Origin of the sequence: Aeromonas sp. s4, assembly GCF_040907855.1 — a bacterium.
Taxonomy (GTDB): Bacteria; Pseudomonadota; Gammaproteobacteria; order Enterobacterales; family Aeromonadaceae; genus Aeromonas; species Aeromonas caviae.
The window spans coordinates 22645-44379 of the sequence record NZ_JBFOCP010000058.1 but is presented as its reverse complement, the minus strand read 5'-3'; the positions used below and the strand labels follow the sequence as shown (position 1 = coordinate 44379).

General features: G+C 63.1%; 17 protein-coding genes. 6 read left to right on the top strand and 11 right to left on the bottom strand.

Going from position 1 to position 21735, the window contains the following annotated elements; genetic code table 11:
- Window positions 1-39 precede the first annotated feature (39 nt).
- A complete protein-coding gene (locus AB5Y89_RS20105) occupies window positions 40-1227 on the bottom strand; it encodes an isochorismate synthase MenF (RefSeq protein WP_368224360.1) in 1188 nt (395 codons plus the stop codon).
- A 320-nt stretch (window positions 1228-1547) separates the two neighbouring features.
- Here AB5Y89_RS20105 and AB5Y89_RS20100 point away from each other — a divergent pair, with 320 nt between their 5' ends.
- Window positions 1548-2099 (top strand): lipoprotein, encoded by a 552-nt coding sequence (locus AB5Y89_RS20100; protein ID WP_124244610.1) that lies wholly within the window; start codon window positions 1548-1550, stop codon window positions 2097-2099.
- A 146-nt stretch (window positions 2100-2245) separates the two neighbouring features.
- Window positions 2246-4246 carry a hypothetical protein gene (locus AB5Y89_RS20095; protein WP_045524965.1) on the top strand — a complete coding sequence of 667 codons (2001 nt, stop codon included), beginning with the start codon at window positions 2246-2248 and terminating at the stop codon, window positions 4244-4246.
- A gap of 58 nt (window positions 4247-4304) precedes the next feature.
- Here the strand turns inward: AB5Y89_RS20095 and glgC are convergent, their stop codons facing one another.
- Window positions 4305-5579, bottom strand: a complete 1275-nt coding sequence (glgC, locus tag AB5Y89_RS20090; protein ID WP_039038908.1) for a glucose-1-phosphate adenylyltransferase — start codon at window positions 5577-5579, stop codon at window positions 4305-4307.
- Window positions 5580-5767: 188 nt separating this feature from the next.
- Between glgC and AB5Y89_RS20085 the strand changes: the two genes are divergently transcribed.
- Window positions 5768-7405 (top strand): EAL domain-containing protein, encoded by a 1638-nt coding sequence (locus AB5Y89_RS20085; RefSeq protein WP_103254841.1) that lies wholly within the window; start codon window positions 5768-5770, stop codon window positions 7403-7405.
- Here the strand turns inward: AB5Y89_RS20085 and AB5Y89_RS20080 are convergent.
- The 9 genes from AB5Y89_RS20080 to recR form a co-directional block, all read right to left on the bottom strand.
- Window positions 7368-7862: a hypothetical protein gene (locus AB5Y89_RS20080; RefSeq protein WP_010674428.1), complete on the bottom strand. Its 495-nt coding sequence runs from the start codon at window positions 7860-7862 to the stop codon at window positions 7368-7370. The genes AB5Y89_RS20085 and AB5Y89_RS20080 overlap by 38 nt on opposite strands.
- A 147-nt stretch (window positions 7863-8009) precedes the next feature.
- On the bottom strand, window positions 8010-8372 hold the full coding sequence (locus AB5Y89_RS20075; RefSeq protein ID WP_010674427.1) for a DUF2750 domain-containing protein: 363 nt from the start codon (window positions 8370-8372) through the stop codon (window positions 8010-8012).
- A 123-nt stretch (window positions 8373-8495) separates the two neighbouring features.
- Window positions 8496-10124: a methyl-accepting chemotaxis protein gene (locus AB5Y89_RS20070; protein WP_225315776.1), complete on the bottom strand. Its 1629-nt coding sequence runs from the start codon at window positions 10122-10124 to the stop codon at window positions 8496-8498.
- Window positions 10125-10286: 162 nt separating this feature from the next.
- Window positions 10287-11591, bottom strand: coding sequence for an inosine/guanosine kinase (locus AB5Y89_RS20065; protein WP_010674425.1), 1305 nt, complete (start codon window positions 11589-11591; stop codon window positions 10287-10289).
- Between the two features lie 175 nt (window positions 11592-11766).
- Window positions 11767-12159, bottom strand: coding sequence for an MAPEG family protein (locus AB5Y89_RS20060; protein WP_319918470.1), 393 nt, complete (start codon window positions 12157-12159; stop codon window positions 11767-11769).
- 64 nt (window positions 12160-12223) lie between these two features.
- The gene (hemH, locus tag AB5Y89_RS20055; protein WP_010674423.1) at window positions 12224-13198 is read right to left on the bottom strand and encodes a ferrochelatase; all 975 of its coding nucleotides are present in this window, start codon (window positions 13196-13198) and stop codon (window positions 12224-12226) included.
- A gap of 119 nt (window positions 13199-13317) precedes the next feature.
- Window positions 13318-13962, bottom strand: coding sequence for an adenylate kinase (adk, locus tag AB5Y89_RS20050; protein ID WP_010674422.1), 645 nt, complete (start codon window positions 13960-13962; stop codon window positions 13318-13320).
- A 238-nt stretch (window positions 13963-14200) separates the two neighbouring features.
- Window positions 14201-16114: a molecular chaperone HtpG gene (gene htpG / locus AB5Y89_RS20045; protein ID WP_323916312.1), complete on the bottom strand. Its 1914-nt coding sequence runs from the start codon at window positions 16112-16114 to the stop codon at window positions 14201-14203.
- 450 nt (window positions 16115-16564) lie between these two features.
- Window positions 16565-17167: a recombination mediator RecR gene (gene recR, locus AB5Y89_RS20040; RefSeq protein WP_368224359.1), complete on the bottom strand. Its 603-nt coding sequence runs from the start codon at window positions 17165-17167 to the stop codon at window positions 16565-16567.
- Between the two features lie 748 nt (window positions 17168-17915).
- Between recR and hypF the strand changes: the two genes are divergently transcribed.
- The 3 genes from hypF to hypD are packed head-to-tail and all read left to right on the top strand — an operon-like array spanning window position 17916 to window position 21690.
- Window positions 17916-20327 carry a carbamoyltransferase HypF gene (hypF, locus tag AB5Y89_RS20035; protein WP_368224358.1) on the top strand — a complete coding sequence of 804 codons (2412 nt, stop codon included), beginning with the start codon at window positions 17916-17918 and terminating at the stop codon, window positions 20325-20327.
- A gap of 5 nt (window positions 20328-20332) precedes the next feature.
- Window positions 20333-20584: a HypC/HybG/HupF family hydrogenase formation chaperone gene (locus AB5Y89_RS20030; RefSeq protein WP_368224357.1), complete on the top strand. Its 252-nt coding sequence runs from the start codon at window positions 20333-20335 to the stop codon at window positions 20582-20584.
- Entirely contained in the window at window positions 20578-21690 is a 1113-nt protein-coding gene (hypD, locus tag AB5Y89_RS20025; protein ID WP_368224356.1) for a hydrogenase formation protein HypD, read from the top strand. The genes AB5Y89_RS20030 and hypD overlap by 7 nt, the downstream gene beginning before the upstream one ends.
- The last annotated feature ends 45 nt before the right edge of the window (window positions 21691-21735 follow it).

Sequence of the window (21735 nt, the reverse complement as noted above, 5' to 3'; positions counted from 1 at the left end):
TCGACTGTCCACTCTGCCAGCCCAGATATTGAAGCTGCGTCATTGCGCCACCTCCAAATCCAGGCCCAGAGCTTTGAGCATGGTGCCCAGCTTGGTGCCGGTCTCGGCCCACTCCATGGCGGGATCCGAGCCCGCGACGATGCCGGCGCCGGCAAACAGCTCCACTTGATGGCCATCGAGCACGCCGCAGCGGATCACCACGGCCCACTCGCCGTTGCCCTGGCTGTCGCACCAGCCGACGATGCCGCTGAACAAGGCTCGCCGGAAGGGCTCCTGCTCGCGGATGAACTGGCGGGCCAGATCGGTGGGATAGCCGCACAGGGCCGGGGTGGGATGCAGCTGGCAGGCCAAGGAGAGCACCGACGCCTCGCCGCCATTGAGCCGGCCAGCGATGGGAGTGCCCAGATGCCAGAGGGTATCCGTGCTCATCAGCGAGGGATGAGCGGGGATCGCCAGCTCGCGGCAGTGGGGGGTCAGCACCCGGCGGATCTCGTCGATCACCAACTTGTGTTCATGCTGATCCTTGCGAGAGGCCAGCAGATCCCGGGCCACCATTTCGTCTTGCGCCGGTTCGCTCGCCCGACGGGCGGAACCCGCCAACGGGTGGGTGAACACCTCTCCCCCGCTGACCCGCAGCAGCAGTTCTGGGCTAGCGCCCAGCAGGCGGCGACCCTGGCCGAGCGGCAGGGAGAAGTGGAAGGCGTGGGGATTCTGGGCCATCAAACGGGCCATCACCTGCTTAGGGTCGGCAGGCTGGTGCAGGGTAAGGGTGAGTTTGCGCGACAGCACCACCTTGGCGAGCCGACCTTGTGCAAACGCATCCAGCGCCGCACTGACCGAGGCCTGGAATTCGCTGGCCGGCGGGGTGCTCTGCACCGAGATGACCCGGTTGGCCTCGACGGTCTGCTCCACTTCTGTCGCCGGTGTCGGCTCTGTCGGGGCCAGTTTCTCGCTCCGCTCATAACGGCCGGGCACATAGAGGCAGGAAGCCTCTGCCGGATCAAACGCAAAAGCACCGATGAGCAGGGGGTTGCTCTGGCCGGCAGCCCTGGCGGCATCGAGGGCCAGGGTTATCTGCTGTGCCAGCAGGGGCCACTCGCAGGCGGGGGTGGTGATGGGTTGCCCCAGGTCAGTGGCACTGATCGTGCCCTGACACGAGGTAAACAAGAAATCAGGCGACATCTTCGCCTCGGCAGGTGTGCCATTGTCCATTACTCGAGTCTTCACGTCATACCCTCAAAGAAGATTCAAAATGATAATGATTATCAATTTGACTTTGTGCGGCGGTAAAATACTCGCTTTGAAATCGCGGGGTCAATGGGATTTTGCATCGTTAAAACAGGAGCTTGTCTGTGGGTATGTCGGGGATGACGCCAGGGCGGGCCTGCTGGCGGTGAAGGGAAATAGCTACTCGAATGAAAACGGATTGCCATCCCCATATGGGGGATGCGACAGAAACCGGTCAGGGCGGCCCCACTGGCGGCCAACCCGCTTTGCCTCTAAGATGGCGCCACCTCTTGTGACAGCCCCGAAAATGGAACCCTCCCATGTTGAAACACCTGCTTCTGCTCCCCTTCGCCCTGCTGCTGGCGGCCTGCTCGCTGACCCAGTACAGCGTCAGCGAAGGGGAGATCAACCAGTACCTCAAGGAGCGAGTCGCCTTCGAGAAACAGCTGGGGATCCCCGGCATCATGTCGAGCAAGATCCGACTCGATGACATGCAAAGCCGCATCGGCCGCAACCAGGCCGACAAGGTCGAGCTGGATGCCGCCGGCGAGCTGCAGGTGGCAAGCCCGCTGGGCAGCCAGCAGATGAAGATCCGCCTCTCCCTGCGGGCACGCCCGGACTATGTGGCCGAACAGGGCGCCATCTATCTGCGCGATCTCGAGCTGCTCTCCGTCAAGACAGAGCCAGCGGACGTGGGCACCGCCCTCTCCCCGCTCTTGCCCACCTTCAACCAGTCCCTCTCCCTGTTCCTCTCCCAGACCCCCGTCTACCGGCTCGATGGCAGCCGCCAGAACGAGGCGCGGATCAAGGAGAAGGTCGAAGCCCTCAAGGTGGAGCCGGGCCGACTGGTCATCCCCTTCAAACTGATGTGACACCTGCCGCCGCGCCTCTCCTCTTCACCCCACCGGGGCGCGGTTTTTTTCTTCTCAAGCCCCGCCCCTTGCCCCATAATGCACACCATTCTCATTTAGATTCATGAGAAGCGTCATAATAAAATCAACAATATGGTGAGAAGGACATGAGAAAAACCGTACTGGTGCAGGCGATCGCCTGCGCACTCCTAAGCAGCGCCGCACAGGCTGCCGTCAAGGTGGAGGACAAGACGTTCAACACCGCCGCCAACATGCTGGCCTACACCGAATTCGAGCTCTCCGGCGAGCCGCTGGCCGAGGCCCTCGGTCTGGATCTGGATGTGCTGGACGCCAACCGCGCCGACGAGCCGACTCCGTTCGACTTCGCCGCCGGGATCGAATCCTATGAATACTCCGAAGAGGCAATGTACGCCCTCAACTACCAGTCCGGCATGGGCCCCCATCTGGTAAACGGGCCGCAAAACCAGGCGCGTGGCGGCACCCTGGCCGACCTGGGCAAACGGGTACTGGCCATGGCAGAGGCCGTCGGCTTCCCCGCCGATGAAATTCCCCAGGGCATGTATCCCCTCTCCCTGCCCTACGCCTCCGCCAACCCGGAGTTCGCCCAGGCCGTGAACGCCACCCCGGTCAACGGTGACCAGATCACCATCAAGACCGCCAAGGGCAACGAGAAGAGCGTCAAGACCCAGGTCCCCGCCTACTTCCGCGACTACGCCACCCTGCGCTGGAGCGGCAGTGACAACCTGCTGGTCCCGGCCGCCGTGGGCGGCATCCTGCTCAAGGAAGTGATGTGGTCCCAGGACTTCCTGGGCGGCATGCACGTAGCCGAGACCGATGAAGAGGTGGAAGCCGCGTCCGCCACCATGGATCAGGACGGCAAGCACAAGCTGGGGGTTTCTGCCGCCGACGGCTTCAACGGCATGATGCTGACCGAGCAGTCCATCGACAAGCTCGCCATCCTGCAAGGTCAGCTCGGCTTTGACGGCAAGACCCTGGGCGCCAAAATCACCCCGCAGTACGATCCGGCCAAGGGGGTTGTTTACTTCCCTCATCAGGTGAAGGTGACCGAGACCAGCAAGAACGACGCCGGTGCCATCGGCAAGCTGGAGGTCGTGGACGGCTCCGCCCAGTTGCGCGACGCCTGGATGCTGCTGTGGCCCCTCTCCGAGTTCTACGCCTTCAGCGATCAGCGCACGGCCAACACCAATCAGAACCCGGCCTTCCACGCCGTGTTTGACGGTGCCCCGTTCGCCGCCGCTCCGGCTGCCAACCAGACCAACGATCTGGGCAAGGCGGTGGCGGGCAGCGATGCCTTCTCCCTTGCCCTGAACCTCTCCAACCTCACCTTCAAGAACCTGCTGGCCCTGCACTTCGAACCCAAGGCTGGCACCCTGGTCGACAGCTGGCAAGCTGGCAAACAGGCCGGGCACGTCACTACCTTCGACGCCGCCTACGCCCTGGTCGCCCTGCAGATCTTCCAGCGCGCCCAGGATGCGCTGCCGGTGGGTTACGCCGCCGGTGACAATGGCGAGCTGAACCTCAAGACCCCGCAGGGTGAGCAGGCGATCGCACTGGTCCGCAAGCAGGCCGATTTCATCCTCGCCAACCTCAAGGGCAAGAACGGCCTGGTCCATGACGGTCTGACACTGGGCGGCAAGCTTGACGCCGGTCAGTCCATCGACGCGCAGTTCGCCGCCATCCGCGGCTTGACCGCCGCCTTCCTGGCCACCTCGGATGCCAAGTACCGCACCGCGGCGCGCGAGCTCTTCATCGCCGCCGACAAGGCCTACTTCAATGCCAAGGCCGGTACCTGGCTCGCCGGTAAGCAGGGTGAATACACCCCCTGGACCCAGGCCGCCATCTCCGGCGCCCTGCGCTCCGCCATGCTGAACCTGCGCAACGAAGGGGCCGAGAAGGCACCCGAGCTTGAGCTGGCACAGCTGACCCAGCGCTACGTGAGCTGGTTCCGCGGCACCGTCAACGGCGGCATGCAGATGGCCGAATGGGTCGGCGACTCCGGCGAGAACGTCATCGAGGGTGCCGGCAGCGACACCGACGAAGATGGCGTCCCGCAAGTGACCGCCGCCGGTGGCAAGCATGGCACCGCCATGGTGATGGCCGGCAAGGCCCTGGTCAGCGAGAAATAAATCGACCACCAATAGAAAGGGAGCCCAGGGCTCCCTTTTTTTGTCTGTGTCGACGAGGTTAGCCGAGCTTGGCCAGCATCGGCTTGGTCACCAGCACGATGCCCTGCTCGGAGCGGTAGAAGCGGCGTGCATCCTCGTCCGCGTTCTCCCCCACCACCAGGCCGTCTGGCAGCTTGCACCCCTTGTCCACCACCACCCGGCGCAAGCGGCAACCAGCCCCGATCTCGACCCCGGGGAAGATCACCGCCTGATCCAGGGTACAGAAGGAGTGCACCCGCACGTTGGTGAACAACACCGAGTTGAGCACGAAGGAGCCGCTCACGATGGAGCCCCCCGCGAACATGGAGTTGATGGTCATGCCGTGCTGGCCGTTTCTGTCCTGCACGAACTTGGCCGGGGGCGACATGTTCTGGCTGGTCCAGATGGGCCAGTTCTCGTCATAGATGTCGAGCTCGGGCACCACGGAGGCCAGATCCATGTTCGCCTCCCAGAACGAATCCAGGGTCCCCACGTCGCGCCAGTAGGGTTTTTGCCCCTCCTTGGCCCCGACACAGGACATGTTGAACGGGTGGGCAAAGGCCTTGCCCTCTCCCACGATGCGCGGGATCACGTCCATGCCGAAGTCGTGCTTGGACTCCTGGTTGTGGATGTCCTCTTCCAGCAACTGGTAGAGGTACTCCGCCTCGAAGATGTAGATGCCCATGGAGGCCAGCGAGCGATCCTCGCAGCCCGGCATGGCGGGCGGATTGGCCGGTTTCTCCACGAAGGCGCGGATCTTGCGTTGCTCGTCGATGTCCATCACGCCGAAGGCCGATGCCTCGCAGCGTGGTACCTCGATACAGGCCACCGTCACCTTGGCGCCGAGGCGCACGTGATCGAGCAGCATGGCGGCGTAGTCCATCTTGTAGATGTGATCCCCTGCCAGCACCACGATGTACTTGGGACCGTAGTCACGGATGATGTCGACGTTCTGGTAGATGGCATCTGCGGTGCCGCGATACCAGTGCACCTCGTCCACCCGCTGCTGGGCGGGCAGCAAGTCGATGAACTCGTTCATCTGGTAGCGCAGGAAAGACCAGCCCGATTGCAGGTGGCGCAACAGGCTGTGGGACTTGTACTGGGTCACCACACCCACCCGGCGGATGCCGGAGTTGATGCAGTTGGAGAGCACGAAGTCGATGATACGGAATTTGCCGCCAAAGTGGACGGCGGGCTTGGCGCGGTTATCGGTCAACTGCTTCAGGCGGCTGCCCCGTCCCCCTGCGAGCACCAAGGCCATACTCTGATTCAATAGTTGCCGTGCTTTGGCGGTGTCTACGGGTTCTAGCAACATATCTACCTCTGCTCTGTTGGGGCTGTTTTCAACCCATCTTCGCTTTTTTTACAGACCATGAAAGTGTTTTCACTCACATTTAGTTGCATTCCGCCGGCGCTTTATCGTGGAGTTGCGTGAGTACTCATGTTTTGCGCCAGCGACTTGGTTAGAATTTCTACATCATGAACATCATCAAGGATGAAACGATGTTGAATAAACATGAGGGAAACCTGCTGCTGGTCAGCGCACTGGTCTGCATTCCCATGCTGCTGTTGCAGGGAGTGCTGCTCGCCCCCCCCGCCTCACCGCTCACCCTGCTGCTGGTCCTGATGACCACCCTGACGGGATTCGCCCTGCTGCTCTTTCTCACCCACAGCGTGCGCCGTGGAGAAAAGGCGAGGCAGGAGCAACGCTGGCTGCTGGCGCTGCAGCAGCGGGATCCCGCCATGCTCGACAGCGTACAGGCACAAACGGCTCTGCGCCAGCTCCTTGCGTCCTTCAATGAGGCCGAGATCGATGCCCACCGCCAGATCACCGAATTGCACAATCAGGCGACCCGGGACGAGATGACGGGGCTTGGCAACCGCCACGCCTTCCGGCGCGATCTGACCGAGCTGCTGCAACAGGAAAACACCCAGACCGCCATCCTGGTGCTCATCCGCGCCACCGAGCTCGGGACCCTCAACGCCCAGCGCGGCTTCCAGTCCGGGGATGCCTACATCCGGGACATCGCCGCCCTCATCAGCCACACCGTCAGCCGCTTCCCAGGCCACCGGGTCTATCGCATCTCGGGGGCCGATTTTGCCGTCCTGCTGCCCCCCCTGGCCCAGATCCCGCCCCATCTGCTGGGACGGGATCTGAAGCTCGCCTTCGATCGCTATCAGCACGATCACGAGCTCGAGAGCGCCGCCTACTCGGGAATGACCCGCCTGAGCAGCGAGCAGAAGATAGAGGCCATTCTGGCCCGGGCGGATCTCGCGCTGGCCCGCGCCCAGACGGAGGTGGTCAATGGCTGGGCCATCCAGCAGAACGACGAGGTGGTCGAGGTGCAGGGTCAGCGTCACTGGACCCAGGTGCTGACCGATCTGCTGGAGCAGGAGAGCATCAGCTTCACCTGCCAGCCCATCCAGCCCCTGCATCGCGGCATGCTCGCCTATCACGAGATCTATCCCCGTTTCAGCAGCAGCGACGGCACCGTGCTGCCAAGTGATACCCTGCTCGCCATGGCGCAGCGGCTGGATATGGTACTGCGCCTGACCCAGATGGTGATCCGCCACGTCATCCGCCAATACCGCGCCTTCGGAGGCCACAACAGCCGATGGGGTCTCAATCTGCCGGGCTCCCTGCTGCAAAACAGCGCCTTTCTCATCTGGCTGGATCACCAGTTGCAAAAAGACCCCGACATCGGGGCCAACCTGGTGTTCGAGCTCGACGAGGAGCACCTGGAGCGCAACCTGACCGGGTCCAGGCGGCTGTTCGAGCTGCTCAGGCGCCACGGCAGCCGCTCGGCCATCTGCAACTTCGGCAAGGGGATCGGCTCCTTCAGCCTGTTTCGCGAGCTCAAACCCGACTACATCAAGCTGGACCCCGGTCTCATCACCGAGCTGGAGCAGGATCTCACCAACCAGCAGTTCGTGCGGATGATCGTCGACGTCTCCCATCGCATGGGCTGCCTGGTGATCGCGGAAGGGGTGGAACAGATAGGCCAGAAGCAGATGCTGCAGAGCATGTATGTGGACGGCTTGCAGGGCTACCTCATCGCTCGGCCCCAGGAGCTGGGGCCGGAGATCGGTCAGATGGGGATCTTCACGGAGACGGTTTCAGCTTCAACAGGGTCAGAATGATGTCGTTGAGCTGGCGATAACGCTCCAGCTCCTTCTGATCGTAACGGGTCGCCAGCATGGTCGGGTTGTGGCGATGCTTCAGGTAGCGGTTGATCTGCAGGCGGTTGAACCCGGCCACCTTGTAGATCTGCCCGAGCAGGGCATTGAGCTCGTCGTCCGCCAGCCCAGCCCGGGTCAGGTAATCGGGTTGGGACGGGCTCTCCTGGCGGGCCGTGACCTTTTCCAGCTGGCCACGCTCCTGCAAATAGGTGAGCCACTGCTCCACGTAGAGCGGCTTGCAGCCCCCCAGCAGATTGAAGTACCCCACGGCATCACAGCGGCACCCGCTCAGCAGCACCAGGGCCAGCTCGTCGCTGTCACACTGAAAGCTCACCGGGCCGCTCTGGCTCCAGTCCAGCGCCTGCACCTGGATCCTCCCCTGCGCCCCCGCCTTCGTGGTCACGTCAAAGACAAACATGGCACCTCCCGATCGGCAAAGGGTTGATGATGACCCATCCCCGGGACGGGTGCAAAGGCAAATCGCCTTTTCATGGCCCATGGCGGCCATAAAAAAACCGGCCCCCCGAAGGGGGCCGGTTCATCACAATCCGGCAGGACGGCAGACTCAGGCGTCCAGTTCCACCAGCGCCTTGGCCAGCTCGATGGGCTCGAGCTCCTGGCCTTCCAGATCGGCGTTCCAGTTCGGGCCGACCAGCACGTCGTCCTCGTCCAGATCGTTGATCCAGATGTCCAAGAACTCTTCGAGCTCGATCACTTCCGGCTCGTAATCCGCCCACTCGTCCACGCAGTGCAGGCGGGCATCCCCTTCGGCGGACCAGAGCGGCATCACGTCCGCATCTTCGAACTCGGCGGAGCGGCACACCACCCAGTCTTCACCGTAGCGCAGACCCCACACCTGACCCGACTCGCGGACTTCTTCGATGAACAGCTGGAAATTGGCGTCAAGATTGTCAGTTAGTTTGCTCATGGGGTCTCTCTCTTGCAAAGCAATGGCAGGCTGTCGGCCAGGGCTGGCCGAGAATGGGGCAGATGGTGTCCCAAAAGCCCCCCAGACTCAAGCCTTATCCCGAAAAAGCGGGGAGAAAGGCCGTCAGATACGATATTTCGCCACCAGGGCCCCCAGCTCGTCGCAGGCCAGCGCCAGTTGCCCGGATGCCTGCTCGGTCAGCCGGTTCTGGGCCAGGGCATCCGCCGCCAGTTGGGTGATGGCCACCAGCCGCTGGTTGATCTCCTCCGCCGCCCGGCTCTGCTCCGCCGCCGCCGTGGCAATCTGCCCATTCATCGCAGTAATGGTGTGGACGGATCCATCGATGGCATTGATGGCGACATCCGCATCGCCGGCCCTGTCCGCCGTCGCGCGGGAGAGCTGCTGTAATTGGCTGATGCCGCTGACCACCTTGCCGGCCCCCTCCTGCAGCCGCTGGATCATCTGCCGGATCTCGTCGGTGGAGCTGTGGGTGCGGGTCGCCAGGGTACGCACCTCGTCGGCGACCACCGCAAAGCCGCGCCCCTGCTCCCCGGCCCGTGCCGCTTCAATGGCGGCGTTGAGGGCCAGCAGGTTGGTCTGCTCCGCCACCCCGCGAATGACGTCAAGCACGGAGCCAATCTGCTGAGTCTCCTGCTCGAGGCGGCTCACCGCCTGTACCGTCTCCACCATCTCGTCCGCCAGCTGGCTGATGGACTCCCGGGTCTGGACCACCACCTCGCGGCCATGCTGGGCCAGATTGAGGGCCGAGTCCGCCGCGTCGGCGGCCTGGGCCGCGTGCTGGCCCACTTCGCGGCTGCTCACCGTCATCTGCTCCATGGCGCTGGCCACCCGCAGGGTATCCTGCTCCTGGCCGGTGACGATGGCGCCGGTACGCTCCACCACCTCGGCCAGCTGGTGGGCATGCACCCGGTTCTGATCCGCTATCTGCTGGCTGCGGGCCACCAGCTGCGCCATCTGGCTGGCAAAGAGGTTGAAGTTGATGCTGAGCTGGCTCAGCTCGTCACGCCCCGACTCCGGCAGACGTACCCGCAGATCCCCCTCTCCCCTGGCGATGTTGCCAAGGGCCGAGACCGAGCGGGAGAGGGGCACGACGATGCTGCGCACAATGAGGCCGACCACGGCAAACAGCAGGAGGGCCAGCACCAGCCCGATCCCCAGCAGGGTGTGCAGCACCTCCCGATACTGGGCCTCGACGTCGTCCACATAGACGCCGGTGCCGATGATCCAGTCCCAGGGGGCGAAGCGCTTGATGTAGGAGATCTTGCGTACCGGTTCGTCCACCCCCGGCTTGGGCCAGTAGTAGGCCACCTCCCCCGCGCCCTGGGCCCGCGCCAGATCGGCGAAGGCGACGAACAGCCTGAGCCCCTGCTTGTCCTCCACCCCGGAGAGATCCTTGCCGTCCAGCTCGGGTTTCATGGGGTGCATCACCATGGTGGGGTGGCTGTCGTTGATCCAGAAGTAGTCATCGTTGCCGTAACGCAACCCCTTGATCAGCGCCAGCGCCTCGGCCTTGGCGCTCGCCTCGTCCATCTCCCCCTTGCGCACCCTGGCTTCCAGCCCCGCCACCAGGCTGTAGGCGGTCTCCACCTGAGCCTGGGTCTGGCGGCTCTTCTCCCCCATCAGCCCCTGCTGATAGATCTGCAGGCAGAAGAACAGCAGCAGTCCCAGCAGCGCCAGCACCATCAGGGTCACCAACGACAGACGCCGACCGATACTCCATTGTCTCAACATACCCTCGCCCCGCAGCAGCTACATATCCTTAACACAAGGTATGCCGCCGCGACGCGGGCTGTCCACGATGTCAGCAAAAGCGATGCCAAAAACATGATCCAGCCCCAAAAACAAGAAAGGGTGCCCAGTGGCACCCTTTCTCGTGGTCGACAGGAAGAGGTATCACCGCTCCCAGTACACCTCTTCCAGGCTGTCTTCCTTCTCCGGCAACCCGCGGGAGAGGCGCGGGCTGCTCTGGGCCAGCACCTCGTAGCTCACCCGGTTGGCGTACTTGCACACCTGGGCCAGAGAGGAGTAGGTCAGGAATTCCGAGAGATGCTTGGCGGAGTTCGGCACGTTCATGCGGTGGTAGGCGTTCGCCACCATGTCGTGCAGCACGGCGGACAGCGCCCCGTCCCCTGCCCCGTTGGTGTTCTTGATCTTCTCCGGGCCGCCCATGTAGGGGGAGATGTGGGAGTAGATACGCGCAGGCTTGCGGCACTTGTCCCGGGCCATGGGGCGGCTGAACTCGTACATGTTGAACTCGGGGATGACGCCGGGCAGCAGGGTGTGGGTGGTCTCGCGCTTGTAGTCCTCGTCGGTGTAGCTCGCCATGTAGAGGCCGATGGGGCCGGCGGTGCAGAGCACCATGTCCGCCCAGTCCAGCGCCTTGTCGGCCGCGCCGAGGGGATCCTTTATCCCGGTCAGGGCCTCCGCCTCGTCCTCGTTCATGGCGAGCACGGTCACGTTCTCGCTGATGAAATCGCGCCACCACTGGGGATTCTCGTCAATGACGAAGCGGGTGCCCAGGGTCAGCACCACAGGCACCCCGGCCTCGCGGGCATAGCGCACCGCGGCCATGGCGGCCTCCTTCATGGGGGTGCCGTCGGCGCCGCGCACCAGGTAGGCGGTGATCACCAGGGCCGAGGCCTCCTTGATGATGGTCTCGGGGATGTGGTCCACATCCAGGTGATCCATCTTGCCGGCGTTGATGCCAAAGCTGCGCTCTCCCCCTTCGGTGATGAAGGTGAAGCAGCGCCCGACCGGGCCGTCCACCGGCTGCAGGTAGTCGAGGTTGACCCGGGAGGAGGTGTTGCACAGATAGCGATAGGCATAGCTGCCGATGCGGATGTCCTGGCTCATGACGCCAAGCAGGATGGAGTGGGAGTCCGCCAGCACGGAGTAGTTGTGCATGGTGTTGCCGATGGTGCCGCCGGCAAATTCGCTCACCACCATGTTGTTGGCCTTGAGCTCGTCGTAGACCAGCTCCGCCACCTCGTCGGAGATGAGCATGGAGTGGCCCTTGCTCAGGCCGTACCGGTTCAGGAAGTCTTCGTCCACATGGGCTTCGATATCCACCAGAGTCTGATCGATGCCCACTACATAGGCCTTGCCCAGTTCGGTGAGCTGGGAATTCTGCGGGATCAGGGGATCACGTCTGTCGACCGGGAAGTAGTGTTTGGACTTGCGCTGACCGGGAAATTTCATGGCAATCTTCTGTGCTCTGGGGAAAAGAGGGGCGGGATTTTAACACAATCCACCACGCCGAAAAGTCGCACGATTGAATTTTGAGGTCAGTATAGACAAGGGCTTGCGAGGAAAACGTTTGACTTGCCTGCCACAAAAAACCACCCCGTGACGGGGTGGTGTTGCGGGATGACATTCAGCTTGCCGAGAGCCCCTGCACCAGGGCCAGCACCGAGAAAATCCCCAGCGACAGCCAGAAGAAGAGGGTGCCGAAGAGGCGCGGCATGTTGGGAGCTCTGGGGATCTGGATGCCGATGGCATGCAGGATGCGACCCAGCAGCAGCAGCACACCGCCCAGGTGCAGCCAGAGCGCCCCGACCCCCGCCAGTTCGCACAGGGCCATCAGCAGCAGGGTGAGGGGCACGTACTCGGCAAAGTTGCCGTGGGCGCGGATCGCGGCCAGCATCTCGGGGGCTTCCCCCTCCCCTATCATCACCCTGAACTGGGCGCGGCGCTTGACCACCCAGAAGGAGAGCAGCAGGAACAAGAGCCCGAGCAGGCCGGCGTAAATCAGCGTGATATGCATCATCAGGACACTCCTTTATCGTTGAATCCGAACGTCCGCCACGTCGGGCACCGGATGAGAACGGCCATCATGCCAGCTCGCGACAGATGAGGGAAACCATCATGCGGATATGGGCCTGATCGCTGTTGAGGGCCGGGATGTATTCAAACTGCTCGCCACCGGCGGCCATGAAGATCTCCCGGTTCTGCACCTGGATCTCCTCCAGGGTCTCGAGGCAATCCGCCGAGAAGGCCGGGCAGATGACATCGAGCCGCTTGACACCGCGAGAGGGCAAGTCGGCCACGGTCAGGTCCGTGTAGGGCTTGAGCCACTCCTCCTTGCCAAAGCGGGACTGGAAGCTCGCGGTCCACTGCTCCGGGGCCAGCCCCAGCGCCTCCGCCAGCAGGGCGGCGGTGCGCCTGCACTGATGACCATAAGGATCCCCTTCCCGCTCGTAGCGCTCGGGAATGCCGTGGAAGGACATCAGCAGATGTTCCCCCTGGCCGTGCTGCTCCCAGTGGCGACGCACGCTCATGGCCAGCGCCTGGATGTACTCCGGGTGGGCATGGTAATCGCGGATGAGCCGCACCACCGGCAGATTGCGCTCGGTTTTCATCGCCCTGGCCCAGGCGTCGAACACCGAGGCGGTGGTACTGACCGAATACTGGGGATAGAGCGGCAGCAGGATCACCCGGTTGACCCCCTGGGCCTTGAGGGCCTGCCAGCCATCGGCCAGCGACGGGGCGCCATAGGTCATGGCGAGCGCCACCGGCACCTCGACCCCTTCCCGCTTGAGCTCGTGCTCCAGGGCCGCGCGCTGCTGCTGGCTGATGACCATCAGGGGGGAGCCCTGCTCGGTCCACACCTGCTGATAGAGCTTGGCCACCTTGGGGGAGCGGGTCGGCAGGATGATGAAGTGAAGCAGGGGGCACCAGAGGTAGCGCGGCAGGTCGACGACCCGCTGATCGTGCAGAAACTGGCTGAGAAACGCCTTGACCGCCGCCGTGGTCGGCGCGGCCGGGGTACCCAGATTGACCAGCAAGATCCCGGTTTTCGTGGTCACGTTAGCATCCTGTCGTTCTGTGTCGTGGGAATGGAATGCAAGAAAGGGCCCGGTATGGACCCTTTTCTCACCCTCGTAGCCAGCCGGCGAACGGCTGCGTCCTGCCGGCCCTGAATGGCTTAACCGAGAATGGCGGCCAGTTGCTGGCTGACCAGATCCACCGGCTGGGTGCCGTCGATCTTGACGTAACGGGTGTTGCCCGCTTCCGCTTCCTTGCCGTAGAAACCGATGAGCGGCGCGGTCTGCTGATGGTAGACATCCAGGCGCTTGCGCACTGTGGTCTCTTCGTCGTCGGCACGGATCACCAGATCTTCACCGGTCACGTCATCCTTGCCTTCCACTTTCGGCGGGTTGAACACCACGTGGTAGGTACGGCCGGAGCCGGAGTGCACGCGGCGGCCGCTCATGCGCTTGACGATCTCTTCGTCCGGCACGTCGAATTCCAGCACGAAGTCCACGGTCACACCGGCATCTTTCATGGCTTGCGCCTGGGGAATGGTGCGGGGGAAGCCGTCCAGCAGGAAGCCGTTGGCGCAATCCGGTTGCGCGATGCGTTCTTTGACCAGGCCGATGATGATGTCGTCGGAGACGAGCTGACCTGCGTCCATCACGGCTTTGGCCTTGAGGCCCAGCTCGGTACCCGCCTTGATCGCCGCACGCAGCATGTCGCCGGTGGAGATCTGCGGAATACCGTGTTTTTCCATGATGAACTGAGCCTGGGTACCCTTGCCGGCGCCCGGAGCTCCCAACAGAACAATGCGCATACACGCTCCTAGTTGATTGGTTATTCAATTCTTGAGAAGGCAAAAAACTACACGTTTTCGCCCGTATTAACAAGCTCGCCCCGTGTGAGTGGCCAGATTATCACCACACTCCCGCCCCGTCTCTGCGACCAAAGACGCAGACGACGACCACGAAAAATGATTGAAAATGCAGCAGCGCACCAGAGGGGAACGGCCAAAAAAAAGCCCACTGTCATGCAGTGGGCCAATCACAATCACATCACGCCTGGAGTAGCAGACGGTTGATACGGGAGACGAAGCTCGCCGGATCATTGAGGCCGCCCTGCTCTGCCAGCTGGGCCTGCTCGTGCAGGAGGGAGACCCACTCGCCAAACAGGCTCTCATCCTCGATGGTGCCGAGCTTCTTCACCAGGGCATGGTCGGGGTTGAGCTCCAGGATGTACTTCTGCTCCGGCACCGGCTGACCGGCGGCGCGCATCAACTTGATCATCTGGGTGCTCATGCCGTGGGCGTCGGTGACGATGCAGGACGGCGAGTCGGTCAGACGGTGGGTGACGCGCACCTCTTTCACCGCCTCCCCGAGGCTCTTCTTGACCCGCTCCACCAGACCGGCGTTGGCTTTTTCAGCCTCTTCCTGCGCCTGCTTGGAGGCGTCGTCTTCCAGATCCCCGAGATCCAGTTCGCCACGGGTGACGGAGACCAGCTGCTTGCCGTCGAACTCGGTCAGGTGGCTCATCAGCCACTCGTCCACCCGCTCCCACATCAGCAGCACTTCGACGCCCTTCTTGCGGAAGATCTCGAGGTGCGGGCTGTTCTTGGCAGCGGCATAAGAGTCGGCGGTGATGTAGTAAATCTTCTGCTGACCTTCCTTCATGCGGCCAACGTAATCCTCCAGCGACACGGTCTGGGCTTCGCCCTCGCCGGCGGTGCTGGCAAAGCGCAAGAGCTTCGCGATCTCTTCCCGGTTGGCGTAATCCTCGGCAGGGCCCTCTTTGAGCACATTGCCGAACTCGCTCCAGAACTTGGCGTACTTCTCGCCATCCTCTTTCGCCAGTTTGTTGAGCATGGTGAGCACGCGCTTGGAGCAGGCCTTGCGCAGGGAGGCGGTCACCTTGTTGTCCTGCAGAATTTCGCGGCTGACGTTGAGCGGCAGATCGTTGGAGTCCAGCACCCCTTTCACGAAGCGCAGGTAGGTCGGCATGAACTGCTCGGCGTCGTCCATGATGAAGACGCGCTGCACGTAGAGTTTCAGGCCGTGCTTCTGCTCGCGGTTGTAGAGATCGAACGGCGCGCGGGCCGGGATGTAGAGCAGGCTGGTGTACTCCTGGGCCCCTTCCACCCGGTTGTGACCCCACAGGAGCGGATCTTCAAAGTCGTGGGCGACGTGCTTGTAGAACTCCTGGTACTCCTCGTCCTTGATGTCCTTCGGGTTGCGGGTCCAAAGCGCAGTGGCGCGGTTGACCTGCTCCCACTCACCCGGGGTGCCGACGATGGTTTCACCGTCTTCTTCCCGATCCGGCGTGCCCTCCTTGAACATCTCCACCGGCACGCTGATGTGGTCGGAATATTTGCTGACCACGGAGCGCAGGCGCCAGTCGTCCAGGAACTCCTCTTCATCGCTGCGCAGGTGCAGGATGACGTCGGTGCCGCGACCGGCTTTGGTCACGTCAGCCACGGTGAAGGAGCCTTCCCCTTGTGATTCCCACTGCACGCCCTGCTCCGGCGCGGTGCCGGCGGCGCGGGAGATGACGGTCACCTTGTCGGCCACGATGAAGGCGGAGTAGAAGCCCACCCCGAACTGGCCGATCAGCTGGGAATCCTTGCCCTGGTCACCGGAGAGGTGCTTGAAGAACTCGGCGGTGCCGGACTTGGCGATGGTGCCCAGGTGCTCGATCACCTGGTCACGGGTCATGCCGATGCCGTTGTCCGAAATGGTCAGGGTCTTGTTCTCTTTGTCCACCACCAGGCGCACGCGCAACTGGCCGTCGTTTTCGAACAAAGAGGCATCGGAAAGCGCCTTGAAGCGCAGCTTGTCCGCCGCATCGGAGGCGTTGGAAATCAGCTCGCGCAGGAATACTTCTTTGTTGGAGTAGAGGCTGTGAGCCATCAGGCTCAGCAGTTGTTTGACTTCAGTCTGAAAGCCGTGGGTTTCGGCGTGAACACTTTGGGTCATCGACCAGTCCTCAAAACGTCGGGTTGAACAGATTCCCAAGCTAGATGGGGTTGGCCTTTCAAATATCAAGGGGCTTGCGTGCAAACTTGAGAGCAAATTTGCACACCGGCCCCTCGCTTGGCCCACACAGGCAACCCCCTCCCGGCCCCCCCTTCACAAGGGAGAGGTGCACTGCCATCCCCTGTCTGGCGAGGAGGGTCAGATTGGGATCGAGCGTGGAGCCAATGGCGAGGTCAGCCTTGCTCTCCCCTGCCAAAGGGAGGGCAGGGGTTCGTTGCTTTCTTCCCTGCCAAAGGGAGGAGTGGGGCAAGATCCATTGCTCCCTCCCCTATCAAGGGGAGGGCTGAGGCGGGGTTCGTTGCTTTCTTCCCTGCCAAAGGGAGGAGTGGGGCAGGATCCATTGCTCCCTCCCCTGCCAAGAGGAGGGCCGGGGTGGGGTCCGTGGCGTCTTTAGCTCAGGCGCTGGCGCCCCATCAGGGAGTGGGAGAGCGTGGTGCCATCCACCAGCTCCAGCTCCCCGCCCACCGGCACGCCGTGGGCGATGCGGCTCACCTCCACCCCGGCGGTGCGGGCCATGTCGGCGATGTACCAGGCGGTGGCATCCCCCTCGATGGTGGGGTTGGTGGCGAGGATCAGCTCCTTGATCTGCTCCTCTTGCAGGCGGCCCTCCAGGATATCGAGCCCCAGCTCCTCGGGGCCGATGCCGTCAAGGGGCGACAGGTGGCCCATCAGCACGAAGTAACGGCCGGAGAACTGGCCGGTCTGCTCGATGGCCGCCACGTCCGCCGGGCTCTCCACCACGCAGAGCAGGCCGTTCTCCTCGCGCTTGGGATTGGCGCAGATCTCGCAGCGATCGTTCTCGGTAAAGGTGCGGCAATGGCTGCAATGACCTATTTCGGTGAGCGCCCGGTTGAGCAGGGAGGCCAGACGCAGGCCGCCGCTGCGCTCGCGCTCCAGCAGGGTGAACGCCATGCGCTGGGCGGACTTGGGGCCCACGCCCGGCAAGACCTGCAGCGCCTTCATCATCTCATCGAGCAGGGGACTGAATTTCATGGGGATATCCTTTGATGCCGCGAAGAGAGGCGCCGCCCCCAGGGGCATCGGCAAGCCGTCTCTCCAACCTCTTTTGTTGGCGCAGGACTATACCAGCCCAGGGCCGCCAATGGCAGATCCCGCCCGCTGGCGTCTCGCCGCCGAGACGCTCCGGGAAACCGGGCTGGCCCCGTTTTTCAAGGCCGGCAGACCCCCGCCAGCCCCCGCAAGGGGTAAAACAGCCTCCAATGTGTTCAATTTTTCTACTCGATTGACCATAATCGTTAAATAAAACCAAACAATAAAACCTGCGTGTTGGCCCCGCCATCCTCGATTTGCCCCCTTCAGGGACCGGCTCAGCGCCCCTGGGGCGTGGCGCCGCCTGCCCTCACACGCCGATCGCTGGCGGAGCAGGCTCACAGGATCGCAAAGAAGCGCCGCATCTGGCACTCAAACAGGGGCGAGATCAAGGTATTGGGGGCCAGGGCCCCGGTAAACTTGGCCCCCGTGACAGGGCGAGGGCCTCCTCTGCCTGTCAAGGCTACGCCCCTTCTATCGCGACGCAGCCCGTTGCCCCCCGTTCGTTGCACCCGATGGCCCATGCCGTGGCGGCAGGCCAGCAGATGGGAGTTCGATATCGCATGACATCCCCCAGGATGATCGCAGGATGGCCGCCCCTGTCGGCCCTCCCCAGCCTCCCTGTCATGAGGGAGGGTTCCCTGCCCCCCGGTTATCAGGGAGGGGCGCTGGCCCCTCTTTGGATGGCGCCATGACCACGTCGACACGCCTTCGACTGCGCCGCGAGTTCCATATCGACGGCATAGTTCAGGGGGTCGGCTTTCGCCCCTTCGTCTATGGGCTGGCATTGCGCCACGGCCTTGTCGGTTATGTCTTGAACGACGCGAGCGGCGTCACCATTGGCGCCGAAGGATCCCCTGAGCAGCTCGCCAGCTTTGCCCGCGAACTGCGGGAACTCGCGCCGCCGCTCAGCCGCATCGATCATTTCAGCGAGCAGGATCTGCCCCTCGCTTATGATCCCGACTTCGATGGCCAATTTCATAGCCAGTTTCGAATTAAAGCCAGCCAGCAGCAGAGCGCGGCCACGGTCGCCATCTCGCCGGATCAGGGGATGTGCGAGGCATGCGCCCGGGACGTGGCCAACCCCAAAGATCGCCACCATCGCTACCCCTTTACCAACTGCACCCACTGCGGCCCGCGCTACACCATCATCCGCCGCCTCCCCTATGACAGACCCCATACCGCCATGGCGGGTTTTGCCATGTGCCCGCGCTGTGCTGCGGCTTATGAAAACCCGCTGGATCGACGCTACCACGCCCAGCCGGTGAGCTGCCCCGAGTGCGGGCCCCATCTCAGCTGGCGCAGCGGCCGCGGCGATGCGCTGGCCGAGCGCGAGGATGCCCTGCAGGCCGCTGCCCGCACCCTGCAAGCGGGAGCACTGATCGCAGTCAAGGGGATGGGGGGGTATCACCTGATGTGTGATGCCCGCAATGAACAGAGTGTTGCCAGATTACGAATGCTCAAGCGGCGCGAGCGCAAGCCGCTGGCGGTGATGATGGGCTCCCTTGCCGAGGCCAAATTGCATGTCACCGGCTGCGAGGCAGAGTGGAAGCTGCTCACCTCTCAGGCCAGACCCATCACCTTGCTGCGCAAGCGCATTAACGATGATCGGCTCTCCGAAACTGGGCAACCAGCCGCGCCGCTGGCCGAGGGGATCGCCCCCGGCATTCCTTACCTTGGGGTCATGCTCCCCTATACCCCGCTCCACCAGCTGCTGCTGGATGCCTGCGCCATGCCGCTGGTAGCCACCAGCGCCAATGGTCGCGGCAGCCCGATCCTTATTGAGTGTGAGGCGGTGGTCAGGGAGCTCGGCAGCGAGATTGACGGCATTCTGGATCACAACCGCCCTATCCTGCATCCCTGCGACGACAGTCTGGTGCAGTGGGCCGGCGCGCGACGCCAGACGTTGCGCCTCGCCCGGGGCTATGTCCCCTGCACCCCCAGCCTGAAAGAGGCGGTCAAGGCGCCGCTTCTTGCAGTCGGGGCGCAGCAGAAGAACCAGCTGGCGCTCGCCTTCGGCCGCCAGCGCATCTACAGCCCCTATATCGGCGATCTGCACAGCCTGCCGATGCAGAACCACTTCGAGCAGACCCTCGCCACCTTTCGCGAACTCTACGATCTCAAGCCCGAGCTGCTGGTCTCGGATCGCCACCCGGGCTACCTCAGCCATCAGTGGGCCAAGGCCTATTGCCGTGATCACAATGCAACCCACCTCGAGGTGCAGCACCATCACGCCCACCTGCTGGCTGTAATGGCCGAGCACAACATCACAGGCCCGGTGCTGGGGGTGGCCTTCGATGGCACCGGCCTTGGCGATGACGGCACCCTCTGGGGCGGCGAGCTGCTGCTGGCCGACGTTCAAAGCTTTACACGGGTTGCCCACCTCAAACCCTTCAAGCTCATCGGCGGCGAAGCGGCCATCCGCGAGCCGGTGCGTCAGCTGCTGGGGCTGCTGTTTGAATCGCACAGCCCTGAGCAGATCAGTGCCCTCGATATTCCGTTGATCAAGCAACTGCCCCTTAAGCGGATCAGCAACCTGCACCAGCTCTGGCAGCTGGGTCGCAACGCCCCTTACACAAGTTCCATCGGTCGGCTGTTCGATGCGGTGGCGGCGCTCTTGGGAGTGATCGACACCCCCGATTACGAGGGCGAAGCGGGACTCCTGCTGGAGGCAGCCGCCTCGCGGCTAGCCCCCGATGAAGCGCCCTTCCCCCTCGCCTTTGATCTCAGCCAATCAACAGAGGGGCCACTGCAGATCCAGTGGGCAGAGCTCATCAATACCCTTGTCAGCGAGCGGCGCAAAGGCACCGCCACCGCCAGCCTGGCCGCCGGTTTTATCCGCGCCATCAGCAATCTGGTCATCGCCCTTGCCGAACGCTTCCCCGGCTATCCGGTGGCGCTCGGGGGCGGCGTTTTTCAAAACCGGGTGCTGATAGACCAGCTGGTGCCCGCACTCGAAGCCGCTGGCCAGCAGGTATTGACCAGCGAAACCCTGCCGCTCAATGACGGTGGCATCGCCGCCGGTCAGCTCTGGTTTGCCATCCACCATCTTGCCACGCACCAGCCTGCCACCACCGGCTGTGCCACCTTGTCGGAGTCCTGAAATTCATGTGTCTATCCATCCCCTCTCAGGTGGTGCAACTGCACCCCGAAGATAACTGCGTCACCGTCGACACCCTGGGGGTGCAGCGGCGCGTCAGCTGCATGCTGCTCGAAGAGCCTCTCAACATTGGCGACTATGTGCTGCTCCATATCGGCTTTGTGATGAGCAAGATTGACGACGAGGAGGCGCAGGCCAGCCTCGAGAGCTTCCGCCAGATGGTGGCCCTGATGCCCAAACAAGAGACGCTGCCATGCTGACCTTGAATGACCTCTTTCAGGGCTTTCGTGAGCCCCAGGTGATCCGCGCCCTCGCCGCCCAGATCACCGAACTGGCCAATGATCTGCCCGAGCCGCTGCGGGTGATGGAGGTGTGCGGCGGCCATACCCACACCATCATGAAGTACGGCCTGCACCAGTTGCTGCCGGCCAGCATTGAGTTTGTCCACGGCCCCGGCTGCCCGGTCTGCATCATGCCCAAAGAGCGCATCGATCAGGCCATCGAGCTGGCGAGTCAACCGAACGTCATTCTGGTCACCCTGGGGGACATGATCCGGGTGCCGGGCTCCAAGGGCACGCTGGCCCAGCAGCGGGCCAAGGGGAGCGATATCCGCCCCGTCTATGACCCCCTCGATGCCCTGCGTATCGCCAAAGAGAACCCGGAGAAAACCGTGGTCTTCTTCGCCATCGGTTTCGAGACCTCCACCCCGATGACGGCCGCCTTGCTGGCTGCCGCTGAAGAGCAAGGGGCCCTGAACCTCCTGTTTCATATCAACCATGTGTTGGTGCCGCCCGCCATTCATGCGGTGATGGCCGAAGGCGTTGCCAAGGTGAACGCCTTTATCGGCCCCTCTCACGTCAGCGTCATCACAGGCGCCGATATCTACCTGCCCATCGTCGATCGCTATCAGGTACCGGTGGTGGTCAGCGGTTTCGAGCCGGTGGACGTGATGGAGGCGCTCTTGATGATGGTGCGCCAGAAGGTGGAGGGTCGCTTCGCGCTGGAGGTGCAGTACAGCCGCGCCGTCACCGCCAGCGGCAATAAAGCCGCCCAGCGGCTGGTTGAGCGCTTTTTCGAGACCCGCGAGCACTTTCGCTGGCGAGGTCTGGGGGATATCAACGCCTCCGCCCTGCGCCTGCGCGATGCCTTCGCCAAGCGCGATGCGGAGCGCCACTTTCAACTCAATCAGACTCCCATCGATGACCACAAGGCGTGCCAGTGCGCCGATATCCTGCGCGGCCTGGCCAAACCGAACCAGTGCAACGTCTTTGGCCGGGGCTGCACCCCGACCCAGCCCATGGGCAGCTGCATGGTCAGCTCCGAAGGGGCCTGCAATGCCTACTACCGATATATGGGGATCCAATGAGAGAAATTCAGTTAAGCCACGGCGGTCGGGTGGTGAGGAGAGATG